16 protein-coding genes are annotated in these 18103 nt (G+C 47.7%); 8 read left to right on the plus strand and 8 right to left on the minus strand.

The window, feature by feature from the left end; translation table 11 throughout:
* Nucleotides 1-45 precede the first annotated feature (45 nt).
* Both JQX58_RS12790 and can read left to right on the plus strand, forming a co-directional pair.
* Nucleotides 46-891 (plus strand): putative RNA methyltransferase, encoded by an 846-nt coding sequence (locus tag JQX58_RS12790; protein WP_204147250.1) that lies wholly within the window; start codon nt 46-48, stop codon nt 889-891.
* Nucleotides 891-1529: a carbonate dehydratase gene (gene can, locus JQX58_RS12795; RefSeq protein WP_204147251.1), complete on the plus strand. Its 639-nt coding sequence runs from the start codon at nt 891-893 to the stop codon at nt 1527-1529. The genes JQX58_RS12790 and can overlap by 1 nt, the downstream gene beginning before the upstream one ends.
* A 70-nt stretch (nt 1530-1599) precedes the next feature.
* On the opposite strand, the gene JQX58_RS12800 is transcribed toward can, so the two are convergent.
* Nucleotides 1600-2553 carry a LysR family transcriptional regulator gene (locus JQX58_RS12800; RefSeq protein ID WP_204147252.1) on the minus strand — a complete coding sequence of 318 codons (954 nt, stop codon included), beginning with the start codon at nt 2551-2553 and terminating at the stop codon, nt 1600-1602.
* Between the two features lie 130 nt (nt 2554-2683).
* Between JQX58_RS12800 and JQX58_RS12805 the strand changes: the two genes are divergently transcribed.
* A complete protein-coding gene (locus JQX58_RS12805) occupies nt 2684-4174 on the plus strand; it encodes a TyrR/PhhR family helix-turn-helix DNA-binding protein (RefSeq protein WP_204147253.1) in 1491 nt (496 codons plus the stop codon).
* A 5-nt stretch (nt 4175-4179) separates the two neighbouring features.
* Here JQX58_RS12805 and JQX58_RS12810 read toward each other — a convergent pair whose 3' ends face one another.
* The 4 genes from JQX58_RS12810 to JQX58_RS12825 form a co-directional block, all read right to left on the minus strand.
* Nucleotides 4180-4338, minus strand: coding sequence for a hypothetical protein (locus JQX58_RS12810; RefSeq protein WP_204147254.1), 159 nt, complete (start codon nt 4336-4338; stop codon nt 4180-4182).
* Between the two features lie 111 nt (nt 4339-4449).
* Nucleotides 4450-5271: an HAD-IIB family hydrolase gene (locus JQX58_RS12815; RefSeq protein WP_204147255.1), complete on the minus strand. Its 822-nt coding sequence runs from the start codon at nt 5269-5271 to the stop codon at nt 4450-4452.
* 118 nt (nt 5272-5389) lie between these two features.
* A complete protein-coding gene (locus JQX58_RS12820; protein WP_204147256.1) occupies nt 5390-5737 on the minus strand; it encodes a HopJ type III effector protein in 348 nt (115 codons plus the stop codon).
* Nucleotides 5738-5749: 12 nt separating this feature from the next.
* Complete coding sequence (locus JQX58_RS12825) at nt 5750-6955, minus strand: Bcr/CflA family multidrug efflux MFS transporter (RefSeq protein ID WP_204147257.1); 1206 nt, start codon at nt 6953-6955, stop codon at nt 5750-5752.
* Nucleotides 6956-7148: 193 nt separating this feature from the next.
* On the opposite strand from JQX58_RS12825, the gene JQX58_RS12830 reads away from it, so the two are divergent.
* Nucleotides 7149-8999, plus strand: coding sequence for an ABC transporter ATP-binding protein (locus JQX58_RS12830; protein ID WP_204147258.1), 1851 nt, complete (start codon nt 7149-7151; stop codon nt 8997-8999).
* Nucleotides 9000-9028: 29 nt separating this feature from the next.
* Here JQX58_RS12830 and JQX58_RS12835 read toward each other — a convergent pair whose 3' ends face one another.
* The 3 genes from JQX58_RS12835 to JQX58_RS12845 are packed head-to-tail and all read right to left on the minus strand — an operon-like array spanning nt 9029 to nt 12935.
* Nucleotides 9029-10783 carry an alpha-amylase family glycosyl hydrolase gene (locus tag JQX58_RS12835; RefSeq protein WP_204147259.1) on the minus strand — a complete coding sequence of 585 codons (1755 nt, stop codon included), beginning with the start codon at nt 10781-10783 and terminating at the stop codon, nt 9029-9031.
* 50 nt (nt 10784-10833) lie between these two features.
* Nucleotides 10834-12063, minus strand: a complete 1230-nt coding sequence (locus tag JQX58_RS12840; protein WP_204147260.1) for a glycosyltransferase family protein — start codon at nt 12061-12063, stop codon at nt 10834-10836.
* 47 nt (nt 12064-12110) lie between these two features.
* Nucleotides 12111-12935: an HAD-IIB family hydrolase gene (locus JQX58_RS12845; protein WP_239090342.1), complete on the minus strand. Its 825-nt coding sequence runs from the start codon at nt 12933-12935 to the stop codon at nt 12111-12113.
* Between the two features lie 624 nt (nt 12936-13559).
* Between JQX58_RS12845 and JQX58_RS12850 the strand changes: the two genes are divergently transcribed.
* The 4 genes from JQX58_RS12850 (at nt 13560) to JQX58_RS12865 (ending at nt 18020) form a co-directional block, all read left to right on the plus strand.
* The gene (locus tag JQX58_RS12850) at nt 13560-14789 is read left to right on the plus strand and encodes a pyridoxal-phosphate-dependent aminotransferase family protein (protein ID WP_204147261.1); all 1230 of its coding nucleotides are present in this window, start codon (nt 13560-13562) and stop codon (nt 14787-14789) included.
* Nucleotides 14790-14993: 204 nt separating this feature from the next.
* The gene (locus JQX58_RS12855) at nt 14994-15992 is read left to right on the plus strand and encodes a Bug family tripartite tricarboxylate transporter substrate binding protein (RefSeq protein ID WP_204147262.1); all 999 of its coding nucleotides are present in this window, start codon (nt 14994-14996) and stop codon (nt 15990-15992) included.
* 64 nt (nt 15993-16056) lie between these two features.
* On the plus strand, nt 16057-16491 hold the full coding sequence (locus tag JQX58_RS12860; RefSeq protein WP_204147263.1) for a tripartite tricarboxylate transporter TctB family protein: 435 nt from the start codon (nt 16057-16059) through the stop codon (nt 16489-16491).
* An 11-nt stretch (nt 16492-16502) separates the two neighbouring features.
* A complete protein-coding gene (locus tag JQX58_RS12865; protein WP_204147264.1) occupies nt 16503-18020 on the plus strand; it encodes a tripartite tricarboxylate transporter permease in 1518 nt (505 codons plus the stop codon).
* The last annotated feature ends 83 nt before the right edge of the window (nt 18021-18103 follow it).

Here is an 18103-nt window from a genome sequence, read left to right on the forward strand (position 1 = left end):
TGCAGCGCTTGAAATAATGCCTGCATAAAAGCCTTTGGAGTCTGTGTGTCGAATCTTGAGCATCTGCTTTGTCCACTGGATAATTCCCCTTTAACGCGTCATGAACGCACCTTAATCTGTGCTAATGGGCATGCCTTTGATATGGCCAAGACGGGTTATATTAATCTGCTGCCAGTACAAAATAAGCACTCCAAAGATCCAGGCGATAGCAAAGCCATGGTGCAATCGCGTCGAGCGTTTTTAGCACAAGGTCATTATGACCCGATCGTCACAGCCATCATCGAATCCATGCCTGATGCGTTAAAACAACGCACTGATTTGAATCTATTGGATGCAGGGTGCGGCGAAGGGCATTACTTGCGTCAGCTGGTAGCCTTGCTGGGTGTCAATCATCAGGTGGATGCAACGGGTTTAGATATTTCCAAATGGGCGGTTGCCGAAGCCAGTAAGCGTGCCAAAGAGATTGATTGGATTGTTGGCAGTAATGCGCATTTGCCAATCGAATCTGGGCGTTTTGATTGGGTGATGTGTGCTTTTGGCTTCCCAGTATTTGAAGAGTTTGCTCGTGTACTCGATACTTCGGGGTGGTTGCTGCTGGTGGAGTCTGGGCCCGATCATTTATTAGAGTTACGCAAGATTTTATACCCTGCCGTTAAACCGTTTAAAGAAACCTATGCCAACGGTATCGAAGGGTTTGATTTACAGCATAAAAGCCGTTGCACGTTCCGCTTCCATTTGCCTGATCAGGACAGCATTGGGCAGCTGTTAAGTATGACGCCGCATATTCACAAGGCGCCTTATAGTGGTCGCCAAGCGGCACAGGCGTTAGAGCAATTAGAGTTGACCGCGGACATATCGTTACGCTGGTATCAAAAGCAAGGAAATGAGTAATGTCGATGAAACTGGGGACGCTGTTTCAAAAAAATCGTGAATGGGCGGCCAAGGTGAATGCCGAGGACCCTGATTTTTTCCATAAATTATCGGAGCAGCAAAAGCCAGACTACTTATGGATCGGCTGTGCTGACAGTCGCGTGCCGGCCAATCAAATTGTAGACCTATTGCCTGGCGAAGTGTTTGTACACCGCAACATCGCCAATGTGGTGGTGCATACGGATCTTAACTGTTTGTCTGTTATTCAATATGCGGTCGAAGTGTTACGGGTGAAGCATATTATGGTGGTCGGGCATTACGGCTGTGGGGGAATCAAGGCGGCGATGGAGCCCAATGATCTTGGCTTGATCGAGAACTGGTTGCGTCATATCAAGGATGTGTATCGTTTGCACAAAGCTGAGGTTGATGGCATTACCGATGAGCGTGCACGTTTTGATCGCATGTGCGAGCTGAATGTGATCGAACAAGTTTCAAACGTCTGTCAGACCAGTATCGTGCATAATGCTTGGCAGCGTGGTCAGGAGCTTACCGTACATGGTTGGTGCTATAGCTTAAACAATGGTCACATCACAGATCTGGAAGTGACGGTTTCGAATGAAATGGAAGCTAAAGCTGCGCTGGATGCTGTGCTGCTTTAGGGACAATCCTTAGCTAATAAAAAAGCCGCGAGTAAAGATCGCGGCTTTTTATGGAAAGCTTCAGGCCTAGTTAAAGATCGGCATTTTCGGCGATGGTGCGAGCGCAGCCGGCAATGGTCGAGCGCAGCCAGATGTGGCCAGGATCGTGCTGGAGCAGAGGGCTCCAGAGCATTTTTAACTCGATCGGCGGAATCTCAAAAGGCGGTTGCACCACTTTTACCGTAGGGCTGTCATGCAACAGTCGAGTGGCCAATGATGGCAGAGTCGCGACTAGACCGAGCTGTTTCGTCGAGCGCATTGCGACATTGTAGCTGCGGGTAAAGAGGCGAATATTGCGCTTGTGTCCAAGCTCAGCCAGCGTTGAGTCAACCCAGCCAAGTTTTTGCACTTCTTCCGGTTGAATGCCGACACCCACACCAAAACCTGTTTTGCTCACCCAAACGTGTTGCGCTGCCAAATACTCTTCTAAATTGAGTTCGTCACCGTAGCGGCCATCATTCGGTACTAAGCACGAAAAACGGTCGACCCAAACGGATTTCTGGTGAAACGATTGCGGCAGTGTGTCAAAACGGTTGATGACTAGATCCACTTTGCCTTTCTCAACATCATGAAAACTCACATCACTTGGGTTCATGACATCCATAATGACGTGCGGAGCTTCGGTTTGCAGCTTTTGCATCAACGGTGGAATCAAGGTAGCTTCAGCATAGTCACTAGCCATGATGCGAAAAACGCGCGAGCTTGAGGCGGCTTCAAAATTATGACCTAGATGCAGCACTTCATCGACAGATTGCAAAATCGCACGAACTCTTGGCTGCAGCTGAATGGCGAGAGCGGTCGGCATCATACCGTCACTGGTGCGAACCAGTAGTGGGTCGTGAAACAAATCCCTGAGTCGACGTAAGCCATTACTCATTGCGGGTTGAGTAATGCCAAGCTGATTAGCTGCATGCGTGACATTTTGTTCACGTAGCAAAGAGTCTAGGTAGCGAAGAAGGTTGAGATCGATTTTGTCGAGCTGCATAGAGGGACCATTTCTGCGAATAATGGTCGGGCATGATACTTTATTTTGTACTTGATTAGAATGTTGTGGCAGTGATCAAGCTCTGTGTTAAATTGATTATTTTGCCTTAAGCGTGGTTTTCGGAGCAGAGATGCGACTAGAAGTGAGATGTGAAGATCGAGTCGGCATGGCGCGCGAGATACTCGACCTGTTGATTCCCTATCATATTGATATGCGACGCATAGAAGTAGACAGCCAGTTGGGCTGCTTGTATGTTGGCTTTGAAGATATTGGTTTTGAAAAGCTCACCAACTTATTAGCGGATATTCGTCGTTTGCGCGGTGTTTCGGACGTTAAGACTGTACATTTTACGCCTTCAGAAAGAGAGCAAAATGCCCTGCTGACACTGTTGGAAGCTTTACCGGATGGTGTCGTCGCGGTTGATTTGAAAGGGCGCGTTACCATGGCAACTGCGCAAGCGGCGGCAGATTTAAAAGTTGCTTTAGATGAGCTGATTCAGCAGCCTTTACAGCTTTTTATACCAAGTGTTGCCTTTGCTCGCATCGATTGGTCCAGCGGTAAGGGGGTAAGCAAACGTGTGCGTATCAATGGGCAGCTCATGCTGCTGGAGATGCAGCCTTTTTTTGTTACCAATGAGGCGGAGCAGCAAGTGTGTGCAGGCGCCATCATTCATTTACGCTCTGCTAAGCGCTTGGGTCGACAAACTTCAAATCTGCGCAAAGCCTCTCATGTGGACTCTGTCTTATCCGGTTTCCTGCAAAGCAATGTGACGAAGAGTGCGGCGATGCAACGTTGCTTGGCATTTGCTCAAGCCTACATCGAAAGTGATCAACCGATGCTGCTGACCGGAGAGTTTGCGGTCGGTAAAAAGCGCCTTCTGCAGGCACTGTTTCATGCTTGGCAAGAGCAGTTTTTAGAGCCGGAAGCGACGTTAAATGTTGTCTCTGCTAAATCCTTATCGAGTCAGTCTTTGATGGCTTATTTAGCGCAACCTGGTTGGTGTGCTTTGACGCACATTGAGGCGCTCCCCGTTGCAACACAAAACTATTTGAGTGAGTGGTTAGCCAATCAACCTAGCCAGCTGTATCAGGAGCGTGCCCCAACACGGGTAATCGGTCTATCGCTTTATGACAGTAATGCGCTGCAGCAAGAGCATCAATTAGGCGCTTCTTTTTTATATATGCTGCAAGGCTTCAACTTGGTTGTACCGCCGCTTCGGGAGCGAAAAGAAGACTTAGCCGGCCTAGCATGCGATATTCTGCAAGAGGCTGCCGAGCGAAAAGCAATAGCAGTACCGAAATTGACTAAAGAGGCCTTAGTGACGCTAAAAATGCATACTTGGCCGGGTAATTTAAAAGAGCTTGAATCTTGTTTATTGCAAGCACTCGACACGGTACAAGATGGAGAAATAAGTGCGCAGGCATTGCCTATTACAGTGCTGAGTGAAGAGAAGACAGTGGGGCTAATAGACGGATCTTTGGATAAAACGGTCAAAGCCTACGAAGCAGAATTGTTACGTAAGCTATATCCCCAATATCCAAGTACACGAAAGTTGGCTAAATTTTTAGATGTCAGCCATAGCTCAATTGCCAACAAGCTAAAAGAGTATGGCATCGTGTAGTTAAATTATGGGTAACGCTGGTCACGCTTACGGCGCGCTTGTTTCTGCGTATCAATTTTGATTGGCTGAGCCTTCATTTTAGGCTGTGATGCTTGATTGATTAGCGAACGTGCCATCAAGAATGCACCGACCATAGCGGCAGCGAAAAGGGCAAATTCAAACATAATCTCTCTCCAGTGGTTAAATCTTAGATTTACTATGGGCCAATCTTAGGGCGAGGTAAAGGGGCATTTGTTGCAAAAACGTAACGATACGCAAAAAACACGACCCATCGCTCAAAGATTGTACTTTTTCCGCAAAAACTCGGCGACACCATCTTGGTCATGATGACCGATCGCGGCGCTGGCTTGATCCTTTATATAGTAGGGAGCGTTATCCATGGCATAAGCTTCGTCAGCTAACTTAAACATGGTCAAGTCATTATCCCCATCTCCAAATACGACCAAGCGGTCGGCGTTTAGTTCCTGCTGTAAGCGCTTAATAGCCGAACCTTTACAAGTGCTATGATGGTGAATATCAATCCAATGAGTTTGCGGGTGGTAGATGCCACCACCGCTATAAGCGACTAGATGCTCTTGCTCATTACAGCCAGTGACAATGTTTGCCAGTGGATCTGGGTGACCCAAGGCGCTGATGTTGATGACATTCGCGTCAGCTGGTAATTGCTCTAGTGGTAGCAAGGTGAGATTGTCGTGCTTGGCCAGTTCTGCGACGACAGCTTCGCCATAATGGTCGTGTAGCTCTGGGTGATAGACTGATTGTTGACCGTCGGCTTCTATGCAAAAGATAAACGGTGTCACGCCTTGATCTTCGAAGTGTTCAAGGGCGGCTTTGATCATTTGCACATCCAGAATACCTTGATGGCGATAAACTTGATCCGTTGGGTGCCACCACTCGACACCGTTTTTGTAGATTTGCCAAAGTGGAAAGTCATGGCCCGTTAGACAGTCCATAGCAGAAAGATGGGTACGCCCAGTGGCAATGGTGTAATAGATTCCCGCCTGTTTCATTTTCTCAAGCGTAGAAATGGTCTTTTGTGACAAGCGCTGTTGCTTGTTTAAAAGTGTGCCGTCTAAATCAAATACTACTAAGTCCATTGTCTACCTCTACTACTCAAGCTTTGGGGATCACGCTCCATGTTATGTCATTGGAGCGCAGGATGCAGGAACAATTCAAGGTATCCAGAGTATAAAAAAGGGCCTTAGAGGCCCTTTTTTATTTAGCAACCAGCGCGGTTTGCTCAAATTTGACGCCATCCCAACCGTGAATAAGGAATTGGCGAATGTTTTGATGGTCTGTGCCTTCAGGGTGTTCAAGTACATCCTTACGGTAGAAATCACCAAATAGATGAGGTGTTTGTGCTTCGCTTAAATGATGAAGCTGTGCAAACGATAGAATTTTGCACGAGCCATTGTTTTCATTGGCTTGGTTTGACTGTTCACCATTTTTAAAAGCAGAAGGTGTGAACTCGTATTCGTTATCGATCACCGCAATAGTGTCTTGGAAGGTGACAGTTTCGGGTGCTTGGGTCAGTTGTTGCAGTAAAGATTGTGTCGTCAGCATAAAATAATACTCTTAGTCCTGTGCAGAAGTGGATGGGTACTTGGCTTCCAAGCGTCGTACGAAACGATAAATGGTGTACGTTGAGAAGCCACAAAACGCCATAATACCTAACATGGGCATATAAGTACCGTTGTGAATGGCACTTAATATAATTCCTGCAAACGCGCCCAGTGAAAAGCGAATCAAACCAGCTAGGGCGGCAACACTACCGTTTAACGATCCGGCGCGCCGCATCGCCCCACCCATGGTGCCACTGCCTAAAATGCCAATAGGACCGGTGAAAAACATTAAGCCCAATACAATCGCTGCCAGCGGAGGGTGCTCCATAAAGCACATGATGACCAAGCAGGTTACATCAATCAGTAAGACCGCCATGGCGTAACGCATCAAGGTATCGATGCCTAGTTTTTCGACAAAGCGACCGTTGATGGTGGTCGCGGCCATCATGGTTAAGACATTGAGGCCAAATAGGAAGCCAAATAAGCCTTCTTCGACGCCGTATAACTCGATATAGACAAAGGACGCGCCCGTAACAAAACACATCATGCCGGCAAAGTGTAATGATCCTGCGCTGATGTAGCCCATCACGATGGGATCTTTCGCAAGTTTAATATAATTGCGGATCGAGTTACGTAACGATAAAGGCGTACGCTTTTCAGGAGGCAAGGTTTCAGGGATCGTGCGTAAAAACAATACGATGCTTAACAAAGACAACAGGATCAAAAAGACAAAAATCGCATGCCAATTGAAGGCTACCAAAATGGCCCCACCCAGAATGGGAGCGACCAATGGCGCCAATGCCATCACCAACATCACCATCGACATGGCTTTAGCAAATTGATTGGTGGTGAGGTTATCTTTAACCAGCGCTGGCACGGTGACCGCCACGGCTGCGCCACCGATGGCCTGAACTACACGCCCCGTCATGAGTTGGGTGAAACTATCGGCAAAGGCACAAATCAAGCAGCCCGCAATAAATCCTGTTAAGCCAAAAACGATGACTTTGCGACGACCAACAGCGTCTGAAATCGGACCATATAGAATCTGGAAGCCTGCAAACACTAGAAGGTAGGTGCTTAAGGTCAGCTGCACCGTACTGATTTCTTGGTTTAGATCATCGGCGATCGCTGGGAAGCTAGGTAAGTAGGCGTCGATGGCGAGAGGGGTTAAAGCGGATAATAGACCCAATACCAAAATGATGGGTAGCGTAAGCTGCATAAGACTCCGAATGCGCGAATGAGAATGTGATTAGTTGATGTCATCAATTATAGTCATATGCCGTTGAGTTGATACGAATAATTGAGGAAAGACAGCTAAATTCGCCACTTAGCCTAATCGAAATAATAGTGATCTGCTGGCGAGTATGATTCACTAGAGCCCATTTATTGACCGCAAATTTATCAAGAGCGTTATGTTAAAACTATTTGAACGTTGGCTATCGGCTTACCCTGATATAGACCCAAAGCAATCACCTAAAACCCTATTTGCCTTTTGTCGCTATTATTCTAAAGGGGCGGAGGTGCCACTGATTCTGATGTCGCTATTGACCGCGACGATCGCGATACTTGAAGTGGTGCTGTTTAGTTTTATGGGGCAGCTGGTGGATTGGCTCGTGACCAAAGACCCTGATACGTTTTTAAGCGAAGAGTCTGGGCGCTTAATAGCCATGTCGTTGATGGTCTTGGTCGCTATGCCATTAGTGACCTTTTTGCATTCGGCGATTGTCCATCAAACCTTACTGGGTAATTATCCAATGCGCATTCGCTGGCTGGCTCACCGCTATGTGCTGCGCCAAAGTGTCGGCTTTTTCCAAGACGATTTTGCGGGTCGTGTTGCCACCAAGGTCATGCAAACCTCACTGGCGGTGCGTGAAACCGTGATGAAACTACTCGACGTATTGATGTACATCTTGGTGTACTTTATTTCGATGCTGGTGTTGATTGCTCAGGCAGATTTTCGTCTGGTGTTGCCAATGTTTGGCTGGCTAATCGGTTATGTAGCGATTCAATTTTATTTTGTGCCGCGCCTTAAAAAGATTTCGGAGGAGCAAGCCGATGCTCGGTCCAATATGACTGGGCGCGTGGTTGATAGTTACACCAATATTGCCACGGTAAAGCTCTTTGCCCATCACAAGCACGAAGTCGAATACGCCAAAGAGTCGATGAATGGCTTCTTAGGCACCGTGCACAAGCAAATGCGTATGGTCACCGGCTTAAACTTCTGTGTGCAGAGCTTGAACTATTTGCTCGCTTTCGTGATCGCGGCGGTGGCGATTGGTCTTTGGCTAGGCAGTGCTATTAGCGTCGGAGCGATTGCCATTGCGGTCAGCTTGGCACTGCGACTTAATGGTATGTCTCAATGGATCATGTGGGAAGTCAGTGCGCTGTTTGAAAACATTGGCATGGTAGCAGACGGTATGAAAACACTGTCTAAGCCACTTACCATTCAAGATGAAGAGCAGGCTGAGCCGCTGAAGGTTGAGCAGGGGGCCATTGAATTCGACCAGGTCGATTTCCATTATGGCAAAGACGATCTAAAAGTGATCGAGCAACTTAATCTCATGATCAAGCCTGGCGAAAAGGTGGGCTTAGTGGGGCGCTCTGGTGCCGGTAAATCGACCATTGTTAACTTGCTGCTGCGTTTTCATGATGTCGAGCGTGGCGCGATTCGTGTGGATGGCCAAGATATTAGCCAAGTGCAACAAGAAACCTTGCGTGAGCACATCGGCATGGTCACTCAAGATACGTCACTACTGCATCGTACCGTGCGTGAAAACTTGTTGTACGGGCGCCCGGATGCCCCGGATGAAGACATGATCGCAGCAGCGAAAAAAGCCGAAGCGCACGATTTTATCATGCAATTAACCGATCCTTACGGCAACACGGGTTATGATGCCATGGTAGGGGAACGTGGTATCAAGCTCTCAGGCGGACAGCGTCAGCGTATCGCTATTGCGCGAGTATTGCTAAAAGATGCACCGATCTTAATTCTGGATGAGGCCACCTCAGCGCTGGATTCGGAGGTGGAAACCGCGATTCAAGAAAGCCTGTATCGCCTCATGCAAGGCAAAACTGTGATCGCCATTGCGCACCGCTTATCGACCATCGCCGCGATGGATCGTCTGATCGTGTTGGACAAAGGGGCTGTTATTGAGCAAGGCTCTCACGCGGAACTGATCGCTCACAACGGTATTTATGCCAAGCTTTGGGCCCATCAGAGCGGTGGCTTTATCGCCGAAGATGTTGAAGATACCACCCCTTAACGGGGCGGTATCTAGGGGTGAGGATGGCTTTATTTGCCTGGTTTACCTGTCTTGTTAGCCAGCCATAAAAATTGATAAGGCATCAGTTTAACTTGCGCCAAACGGTCTTCGTACTTTTGTCCTGTTACGAGATCCGTCCAGTCTTCCGTTGCAAATAAGTTAAGCTCGGATAGGTTAAAGCTTTGCGGCTCGTCGCTGATGTTGTACACCGCAAACAGGCTTTGACGGCGATCTAGGCTCTGGCGCCAAAAGGCGAACAGTTTGTCCCCTGTGTGCAAGATGTACTGCGTGGCATTGGGGTGAAATGCTGGTTGTGCGCGACGAATTTGTATCAGCTCACGCATGCGATCAAACACTTTTTTATGATGCCCAGGGCCGTTTAGCTTGTGTTTTAAGTCATCCATTTGCCAAATATGGCGGTTGATGGAGCGTGGTTGACCGGTGTTATCCACTCGTTCATTGTCATTGCGCGTACCAAATAGTGAGTGAATGTAAAATGCAGGTAGACCTTCTAGGGCTAATTGAATGGCTGCAGCACAGATAAAGCGTGCGTATTGCCACTCATCTGGCCCCTTAGCGACCGATCCCGCCAGCGCATCCCACAGGCTAATATTGATCTCATAGGGTTTAGCTTCGCCGGTTTCAGTGGTACGCGAACTGATTTTGGCGCCGAAGCGTTTCATCGTATTGACTAAGTTTTCCAACTCCCATTCGCTTAAGAGCCCTTCGGTAGGGCGCAGGCCAACGCCATCATGCGAGGCGACAAAGTTTAAGTAAGTGGTACCGTCTTGCGCTGGTGGCATATGCATTAGCCAGTTTTTTAAGTGGTCGCAGCTGCCCGATACGAGGGTATTGATGAGTAGCGGTGGCAACGAGAAGTTATAGACCAAATGGGCTTCGTTAGCGTTACCGAAGTAGGTTAGGTTTTCGCGGTTAGGAATGTTTGTTTCGGTGATGATGACGGCATCCGGTGCATAATGTTCGATCATTAGACGCAACAGGCGGATCATTTCGTGGGTATTAGGTAAGTTAATACACTTAGTGCCGGGGGTTTTCCAGAGAAACGCAACAGCGTCTAAACGGAACCAGCGAATGCCTTTTTCAAGGTACAAGCGAATAATACCTAAAAATTCGAGTAAGACTTTTGGGTTTTCAAAGTCCAAATCAATTTGATCGTGACTGAACGTACACCAGACATACTTGGTGCCTTGCTTAGTTTGTACTTCACGTAGTAAAGGCGATGTGCGCGGGCGCACTACGTTGCTTAAGTCAGCACTTGGGTCGGCTTCGTAAAAGTAACTGGCACCCGGCTCAATGCCGGCTTTGAAGTTTTCAAACCAACGACTGCGGCTTGAGCAGTGATTGATGACTAAGTCGCCCATGACTTTAAAGTCTTTGGAAAGGTTGCTGACATCTTGCCATTGGCCATTTTTCGGATTCACCTCGGTGTAATCCATCACACTAAAACCATCGTCTGAGCTGTAGGGGAAAAATGGCAATAAGTGCACCGCCGAGATGCTATCAGCCAATTTCGTTTTTACGAATTGGTGCAGCGTCTCCAATGGTGCTTCATCTTCGCTGCGCAATGTATCAGCGTAAGTAATAAGCATGACATCAGTCTGATCCCACAGGTTTCTGTGGGGACTTGGAGAAGGTTCGCTACCATCCAAGCCAAACGTTGTCATACAGGTTCGAGCAAATTCGCCAGCATCCAAATGCGGGTAGAGCATTTGGATGTGACAGATCAATCGTTGTTCGAGTTGGGAATGAGCCTCTACTTCCATCTTAGTCTCCCTTATTCACAGTAATGACTGAATAATCACTCAATCATCGTTTATGCATTGGGGCCGAATTCAGCCATGTCTTCTGCTACGGCTTGCTGCATTTGCTGCATCACCTCTGGGAACGCACTCTCGATGCGGTTCCATCTCGGAATAAAAGGTGCCGCAATGGTGTTATCAAGGTAATTGGTGCCTGCTTTCATTAAATTGCTAGCAAACAATTCAACCGCTTTTTCTTCTGAATGCACATCCAGTTTAAGGCCATTGATCTCGGCATCATTGTGGTACATTTCGATGAAGTCTAGCGCGGCGCGATAATAGGTAGCTTTAATGGTGCGGAAGGTCTCTTGGTCAAATACCACTCCATTGGTGGCCAGCTTGCGAAAGATCGCTTTGCTGATATCGATCGACATTTTTGACAAACCAGCGTCTTCGTCATCCGCTGATAAATCTTGGTGTTTGTGATCGTAGGCATCGGCAATGTCCACTTGGCATAGGCGGTTGTTGGCGAAGTTACGGTACATTTCGCTGAGCACGCCAACCTCTAAGCCCCAATCACAAGGGATACGAATGTCGGTCATGACATCACGGCGGAATGAGAACTCGCCCGCTAGGGCATAGCGGAAGCTATCTAGGTAGTTAAGGTAATCATTGTGACCAAGTACTTTTTTCAAAGAGAACAGCAGTGGCGCGACTAATAGGCGATTAACACGGCCGTTCATTTTGCCGTTGGCGACTCGTGAGTAGTAGCCCTTACAAAACTCATAGTTGAAGTTTGGGTTCGCCACAGGGTAGATCAAGCGAGCTAACAGACTGCGGTCATAGGTGACGATGTCACAGTCGTGCATGGCGATGGCTTCCGCATTGGTGGCTCCTAGTGTGTAACCCATGCAAAACCATACATTACGACCTTTACCTGGGTCGCATGGCGATAGGCCTTCGTTTTTAAGTTTTTCATCGATGTCTTTAAGGCGTGGGCCGTCGTTCCACAGTACATGGTGCTTTTGCGGCAGCTCGGAGAAGAACTGCAGTGCGTGGCGATACTCTTCTTCTGTTGCGCGATCTAATCCGATAATGATCTCGGATAGATAGGGAACTTTTTTTAGGTGGTTAATGATATTGGGCATGGCATCCGTTTGCAGCTCTGAGTAGAGGCAAGGCAGGATCAATGCCATAGGGCGCTTGTCTGAGAACTCACACAGCTCGCGCTCTAGGTCTTCTAAAGAACGCTGTGAAAGGTTATGCAGGGTAGTAATAATACCGTTTTGAGAAAAATCGCCCATTGTGAATCTCCGTATCTAATCATTGACGCGTTGTTGCGTAGTAGCTTCTAAACATATCCATGATTTACGAGTGCTTTAGTGATGGCTTCATTCCAGCCCTTAGGGCCATAGGAATCGGTGATCCAGACATCCGTTCGGCCAGGGATTTCTGGCGGAACATGAGTTGGCGAGCGCACTACCACGGGGATGTTGGCGCTGCCAATCATGCTGACATCGTTTTCACCATCGCCTAAAGCGATGCAAGTAACCGCTCCGCCGATACTAAGCTCGTATTGTTCGGCGAGCCAAGCCATGGCGACGGCCTTGTCACAGTGTTGCCCCATTAAGTGGACAAAGCGTCCACCTTTTTGCGCTTTGACACCGTATTGTTCAAGTTCGTCCCTAAGTTGATGTAAAGCTTGGTTGGAATCATTCCAAATGAGAGGTTCTGTGAAAGATCGCTGTAAAGATAATTCAGCGGTTGCAATCTCAAGCCCTGTAAATTGGGCCAATTGCGCCGCCGATAAATCCGAATAACAGGTGAAATCATAGCGCTGTTTAAAGTCAGAAATGAGCTGAATAAGCTCCTCGCGATGAGGGCCAAAGCTTTTAATGTAAAAGTCGCCTTGGCAAGGAAGAGAACAGGCGTTACCGAGCGAAGAGTGCTTTGGAATGTATACTGCGGCACCATTTTCCACGATAAATGGGTCATGATTGCCCAGTGCTTGTCGCAACTCCAGAAGCTCTGCGTAGGTTTTACTTGTATTGAGAATACAAGGAATCCCAAGTGTTTTTAAATCGTTCAATGCACCTTCTGCTGGCGCATAGTCATAGGTGAAATGATCTAAAAGTGTTCCATCTAGGTCGGTAAATACTAATAAAGTCGACATCATTTTACAGATGGCCCAAATCGTATCTGGGACACCGTTACCTCCTTTTAATAATTATGTGGTCATGTTGCCTGTTCGTTGACTTCCTCTTACCCAGCTCAGTGATATTAATAGCAATTACCTTGCCAAACCCCTGAAAGCCAAGATCGAGATGCTAACAGTATGCGTATTTTTCAACACAATTTTATGACAGCAACCTTCCTTCAAAGCCTTGTCGTACTAGGCTTCTTACGAGTGTAGACGGGTTTCGGATTGCTGCTGTTGAAAAAGCCTAAAAGGTGAGAGCGGTAGGCGGCTTCTGCAGGGAGGAATCCGTATAAAAGCAGTGTGTGCACCTTATTGGTGCAATGCTTTGCAGGCTAAGAGTCTATTTAAGGGAGCGAATTTCACTGGCAATGATTTGCTCATCTGGTCGGTTATATGGGTTTGCGAAAGAGTTGTGGAGGATTCGACTCTTTTCAAAATCTAGACTCTCATATGGCGCAAGATTACAGTATGATTTCAGAATATTGTTTTGGAAAACGCTTTTTTACCGAGTTTTATTCTGTATAACGGCTAAATTTGGGGCTTGTTTTCTAAGGCAGTGGAGATGGAATTTTTAACAATCATATTTAAAGGCAGGCAAATATGGATTCTTCAACGGGTATTCCCGTCCCACAACTACAATCGCTGTACGACATTCTTCCTCAAGAGCCATTGCTCATGATGGGCGCTGGCCCTGTGCCGATCCCAGAGCGTGTTGCTAAAGCCAATTCGGTAGTCATCAACCATTTGGGCGGTACAATGGCGACCGTCATTGATCAAGTAAAACGCATGGCGCGTTATGTTTTCCAGACTCAATCCAAATGGGTGTTGGGTGTCGCGGGACCTGCCTCCGCCGCGATGGAAATGACCGCCGTGAATTTACTGCAGCCAGGTGAAAAGATTTTATGCCTTAACAATGGTTTCTTTAGTCATCGTATGGCTGAAATGGCGAGCCGTGTCGGAGCGGATGTGCATGAGTTACACATTCCTGTACATGAAGCAGCTAATCCAGATCGCGTGCGTAAGGCCATCGAGCAGGTGCGTCCAAAAGTTATCAGTATGGTGCAGGGCGAAACATCTAACACCGTGTGCAACTACACCCTTAAAGACATCGCGGCGATTGCCAAAGAATACGGCTGTTTAGTCGTCGTAGACGCTGTCTGTACGCTCAGTACCATGCCGCTGAAAATGGATGAATGGCAAGTGGATGTGGTGATCACGGGTGGCCAAAAAGGTTTGTCTTCGATCCCTGGTGTGTCACTGGTCGCTTTTTCTGATGATGCTTGGCACGCCATTGAACAGCGCACCACACCGCTGACCCATTGGTGCTTTGACGTGAAGCTCGCTGAAAACTTCTGGCATCGTGATGGCTATCATTACACGGCGCCAGTATCGGGCATTATGGCGTTACATGAAGCGCTTAAATTGGTTTGCGAAGAAACCCTTGAACAACGCTTTGCGCGTCACTTGCGTTGCTCGAAAGCGTTGCAAGCAGGCATCGAAGGTATGGGGCTGGAGCTGTTTATTGAGCCAGAAGCACGCCTTAATTCAGTCGTCGGCATCAGCATTCCAGAAGGACTCACGGCGAAGCAGATTTGTGCGCATATCTCTGAAACCTACCGTGTTGAGATTGCAGGTTCGTTTGGCCAGCCAATTGTGCGTATTGGGCAGATGGGCGAGCAATGTCGTGAGCACAACTTGTTCCGTACCTTGCACGCTTTAGGCAGCACCATGCGTGATCTTGGGGTAAAAGTTGACCAGCCAAATGGCATGGCGGAAATGGAGTCATTCTTACAGAGTACACCGCGTTTTATTCAGCAAAGCGTCGCTTAGCACTTCATCAAGTACTCTTTATTGTCAATAAAACCCTGCTCATCGTGTCGGTGAGCAGGGTTTTTTAAGTTTTGTGCAAAAAAAAAAGTTTAATGACAGGGTCATGACAGGTTAGCGGAGTATGTTGTCGGTATAGGAAGTTGCCTCGACGTAAACGTCCTTTTATATCCAACTACAAAAACAATAAAAGCAGGAGATAAAATCATGCTTAAAACCATGTCAGTAAAGTCTGTACTTATCGCGGGTACCGCAGCATTAACGGTTGCTGGTCAAGCTTACGCTTACGAGCCAGCGCGCAGCGCTGAGTGTATCGCGCCAGCAAACCCAGGTGGTGGTTGGGACTTTACTTGTCGTAGTGTCGGTAAAGTGTTAACTGACCTAGATTACATCAAAGGCAATGTACAAACCGTCAACATGCCAGGCGCAGGCGGTGGTGTTGCATTTGCTCACACCGTGAGTAAGCGTGCTGAAGACGAGTCTCTAATCGTCGCTGCAAGTACTGCTACCACAACACGTTTGGCGCAAGGCCAATTCCCAGGTATGAATGCTGACCAAGTAAAATGGGTCGGTACGCTGGGCGCTGACTACGGTGTTATCGCCGTAGGTAAAGATTCTGAATACACCTCACTTGCACAAATGATCGAAGCGATCAAAGAGAATCCAGGTTCTGTTAAATTCGCTGGTGGTAGTGCCTCAGGCGGCTGGGATCATCTTAAAGTGTTGATCACTGCTAAAGAAGCACAAGTTGCCAACGAAAAACTGCCTAAAATTCGTTACCTAGCGTACAGCGGTGGTTCGGAAGCGTTGGTTCAAGTTGTAGGTGGTCACGTGGATGCGTTCACGGGCGACGTGTCTGAAATCAAAGGCTTTATGGATTCTGGTGACTTGCGTGTTTTAGCGGTTTTGTCAGAACAGCGTCTACCTGAGCCATACGATCAAATCCCAACAGCATTGGAGCAGGGCGTTAGCTCGATTGCACCAAACTGGCGTGGTTTCTACGTGCCTGGTGATGCCAGCCAAGATTCTTACGACTGGTGGGTCAATACTGTTAATGAGCTATACGAAACTCAAGAATGGAAAGATGTGATGACCAAAAATGGTCTGATGCCATTCCACCGCTCTGGTGCTGAGTTCACTGAGTTTGTTCAGAATCAAACGCTGAACATTCAAACTCTATCTAAAGATATCGGTCTGATTCGTTAATTAGATCGGCTTTGAGGGAGCGTCCGCTCCCTCCGTTTTCCCTTTGTAATATTTGGAGCCGTACATGCGTATGAACGATCGTGTGTTTGGGGTGCTATTGCTTATTTTGGCTGTGACGTATGGCTATGAAGCAACGCAATTCCCTGTGCCTTTTGGCGGCCAAGAAACAGTTGGCCCTGAAACATTCCCCATTTTGTTGTCGATTCTATTAGGTATTGGTGCGATCTATATGATCATCAAGCCTGATGAAAATGCTAAGTGGCCAGCATTGTCGATGCTGCTTGAGTTAGCGGTTGTATGTTTGGTGTTGATGGCGTTTGCCTTCGCACTTGAGTACGCCGGCTTTATCTTGGCGGCGACACCTGCTGTAGCATTCTTGTGTTGGAGAATGGGCGCGACACCTTTGAAGAGTCTTTTAACAGGTGTGATTACCTCGGTTGTGATCTATGTACTGTTTACGCGCGTTCTCGAATTAGCATTACCTTCTGGCATATTTTAAGGCTGTAAGTTATGGGAACTATTGAATTATTGATGCAAGGCTTTGCGGTTGCACTATCCCCTGAAAGCCTTATGTTTGCTCTAATCGGTGCGATCTTAGGTACCTTAATTGGTGCTTTACCGGGGCTTGGTCCTGCCAATGGTGTGGCGATCTTGATCCCCTTAGCGTTTAGCTTGGGTCTGACACCGACGTCTTCTTTGATTTTGTTAACCTCTGTTTACGCAGGGGCGATGTATGGCGGTCGTATTTCTTCGATTTTGCTGAATATTCCGGGCGATGAGCCAGCCATGATGACCTGTTTAGATGGTCACCCTATGGCGCTCAAAGGCAAGGCGGCTGAAGCCTTGGCAACGTCTGCGATTGCTTCTTTTATCGGTAGCTTTTTCGCGACAGTAGGCTTGGTGATCTTGGCGCCGATTTTGGCGGGGTTCGCACTGAAGTTTGGTCCGGCTGAATACTTCGCTTTATTTGCGCTAGCGTTCGCCACTCTGGGTGGTATCACGGGTAAGAACCAGTTTAAGACACTGATTGCGGCGGCCTTAGGTCTGATGATTGCCACGGTTGGTATCGATTTGTCTTCTGGTGTGCAACGTTACACTTACGACCATTTGCACCTGTTCGAAGGCATCGACTTCTTGATTGCGATCGTTGGTTTGTTCGCTATCTCTGAGTTGTTCTTCTTCCTTGAGCAACATGCAGGTGATGGTCTTAAGCAAGTGGCGCTTAACAAGCTTAAGCTGTCGATGAAAGACATTCTGTTTATTATGCCTGCGTCATTACGTGGTGCGTTTTTAGGTTTCGTATCGGGCGTATTGCCGGGTGCTGGTGCCTCATTGGGTAGTTTTGTCAGCTACACACTTGAGAAGCGTGTGTCGGACAAAGGCGAGTTTGGTAAAGGTGATCCTCGTGGCGTTGCAGCACCAGAAGCCGGTAACAACGGTGCCGCCTCGGGTGCCTTGGTGCCAATGCTGACACTAGGTGTTCCAGGTAGTGGTACTACGGCAGTATTGCTAGCGATGTTGATTTCTTTGAACATCAACCCAGGTCCGATGTTGTTCCAACAAAGCCCTGATCTTGTGTGGGGTGTGATTGCGGCATTGTTCGTGGGTAACTTGGTATTGCTGCTATTAAACGTGCCGATGATCGGTGTGTTTGTGAAGTTGTTGAGCATTCCACCTAAGTATCTGATGCCAATCGTTACCTTGATTGCGTCGGTGGGTATTTACTCAATCACAGGTAGCACACTGGATCTGTACTTCATGGTTGGCTTTGGCATCATGGGTTACGTACTACGTAAGATCGAGATTCCACTGGTGCCAGTCATTTTGGGTATGCTGTTAGGGCCTGAAATGGAGAAGAACCTTCGTCATGCGCTAGTGTTATCTGATGGCGACTGGTCGATCCTTATTGGCAGCGGCTTGAGTATTGGTCTTTGGGCTGTAGCGGCAGCGGGTCTAATCCTACCGATGGTATTTGGTAAGGTGCTACGTGCCAAAATGAAACGTTCAAAAGATGGTTTGACTGACTAAGTCTTTGCTAAACTGCGAACACTGTCATTTACAAGTCCGGGCGGTCACCACCGCTCGGACTTGTTTTGTTTGAGTCTTAGGTA

It is taken from the genome of Marinomonas ostreistagni (assembly GCF_016888445.1).
In the GTDB taxonomy this organism is placed as follows: domain Bacteria; phylum Pseudomonadota; class Gammaproteobacteria; order Pseudomonadales; family Marinomonadaceae; genus Marinomonas; species Marinomonas ostreistagni.

Bases quoted from the DNA above. Each gene is read 5' to 3' on its own strand.
- JQX58_RS12855 (WP_204147262.1), top strand. From the start codon at position 14,994: ATGCTTAAAACCATGTCAGTAAAGTCTGTACTTATCGCGGGTACCGCA.
- JQX58_RS12825 (WP_204147257.1), bottom strand. From the start codon at position 6,955: ATGCAGCTTACGCTACCCATCATTTTGGTATTGGGTCTATTATCCGCT.
- JQX58_RS12815 (WP_204147255.1), bottom strand. From the start codon at position 5,271: ATGGACTTAGTAGTATTTGATTTAGACGGCACACTTTTAAACAAGCAA.
- JQX58_RS12845 (WP_239090342.1), bottom strand. From the start codon at position 12,935: ATGATGTCGACTTTATTAGTATTTACCGACCTAGATGGAACACTTTTA.
- JQX58_RS12805 (WP_204147253.1), top strand. From the start codon at position 2,684: ATGCGACTAGAAGTGAGATGTGAAGATCGAGTCGGCATGGCGCGCGAG.
- JQX58_RS12820 (WP_204147256.1), bottom strand. From the start codon at position 5,737: ATGCTGACGACACAATCTTTACTGCAACAACTGACCCAAGCACCCGAA.
- JQX58_RS12800 (WP_204147252.1), bottom strand. From the start codon at position 2,553: ATGCAGCTCGACAAAATCGATCTCAACCTTCTTCGCTACCTAGACTCT.
- JQX58_RS12830 (WP_204147258.1), top strand. From the start codon at position 7,149: ATGTTAAAACTATTTGAACGTTGGCTATCGGCTTACCCTGATATAGAC.
- JQX58_RS12865 (WP_204147264.1), top strand. From the start codon at position 16,503: ATGGGAACTATTGAATTATTGATGCAAGGCTTTGCGGTTGCACTATCC.
- JQX58_RS12850 (WP_204147261.1), top strand. From the start codon at position 13,560: ATGGATTCTTCAACGGGTATTCCCGTCCCACAACTACAATCGCTGTAC.
- JQX58_RS12840 (WP_204147260.1), bottom strand. From the start codon at position 12,063: ATGGGCGATTTTTCTCAAAACGGTATTATTACTACCCTGCATAACCTT.
- JQX58_RS12860 (WP_204147263.1), top strand. From the start codon at position 16,057: ATGCGTATGAACGATCGTGTGTTTGGGGTGCTATTGCTTATTTTGGCT.
- JQX58_RS12810 (WP_204147254.1), bottom strand. From the start codon at position 4,338: ATGTTTGAATTTGCCCTTTTCGCTGCCGCTATGGTCGGTGCATTCTTG.
- JQX58_RS12835 (WP_204147259.1), bottom strand. From the start codon at position 10,783: ATGGAAGTAGAGGCTCATTCCCAACTCGAACAACGATTGATCTGTCAC.
- can (WP_204147251.1), top strand. From the start codon at position 891: ATGTCGATGAAACTGGGGACGCTGTTTCAAAAAAATCGTGAATGGGCG.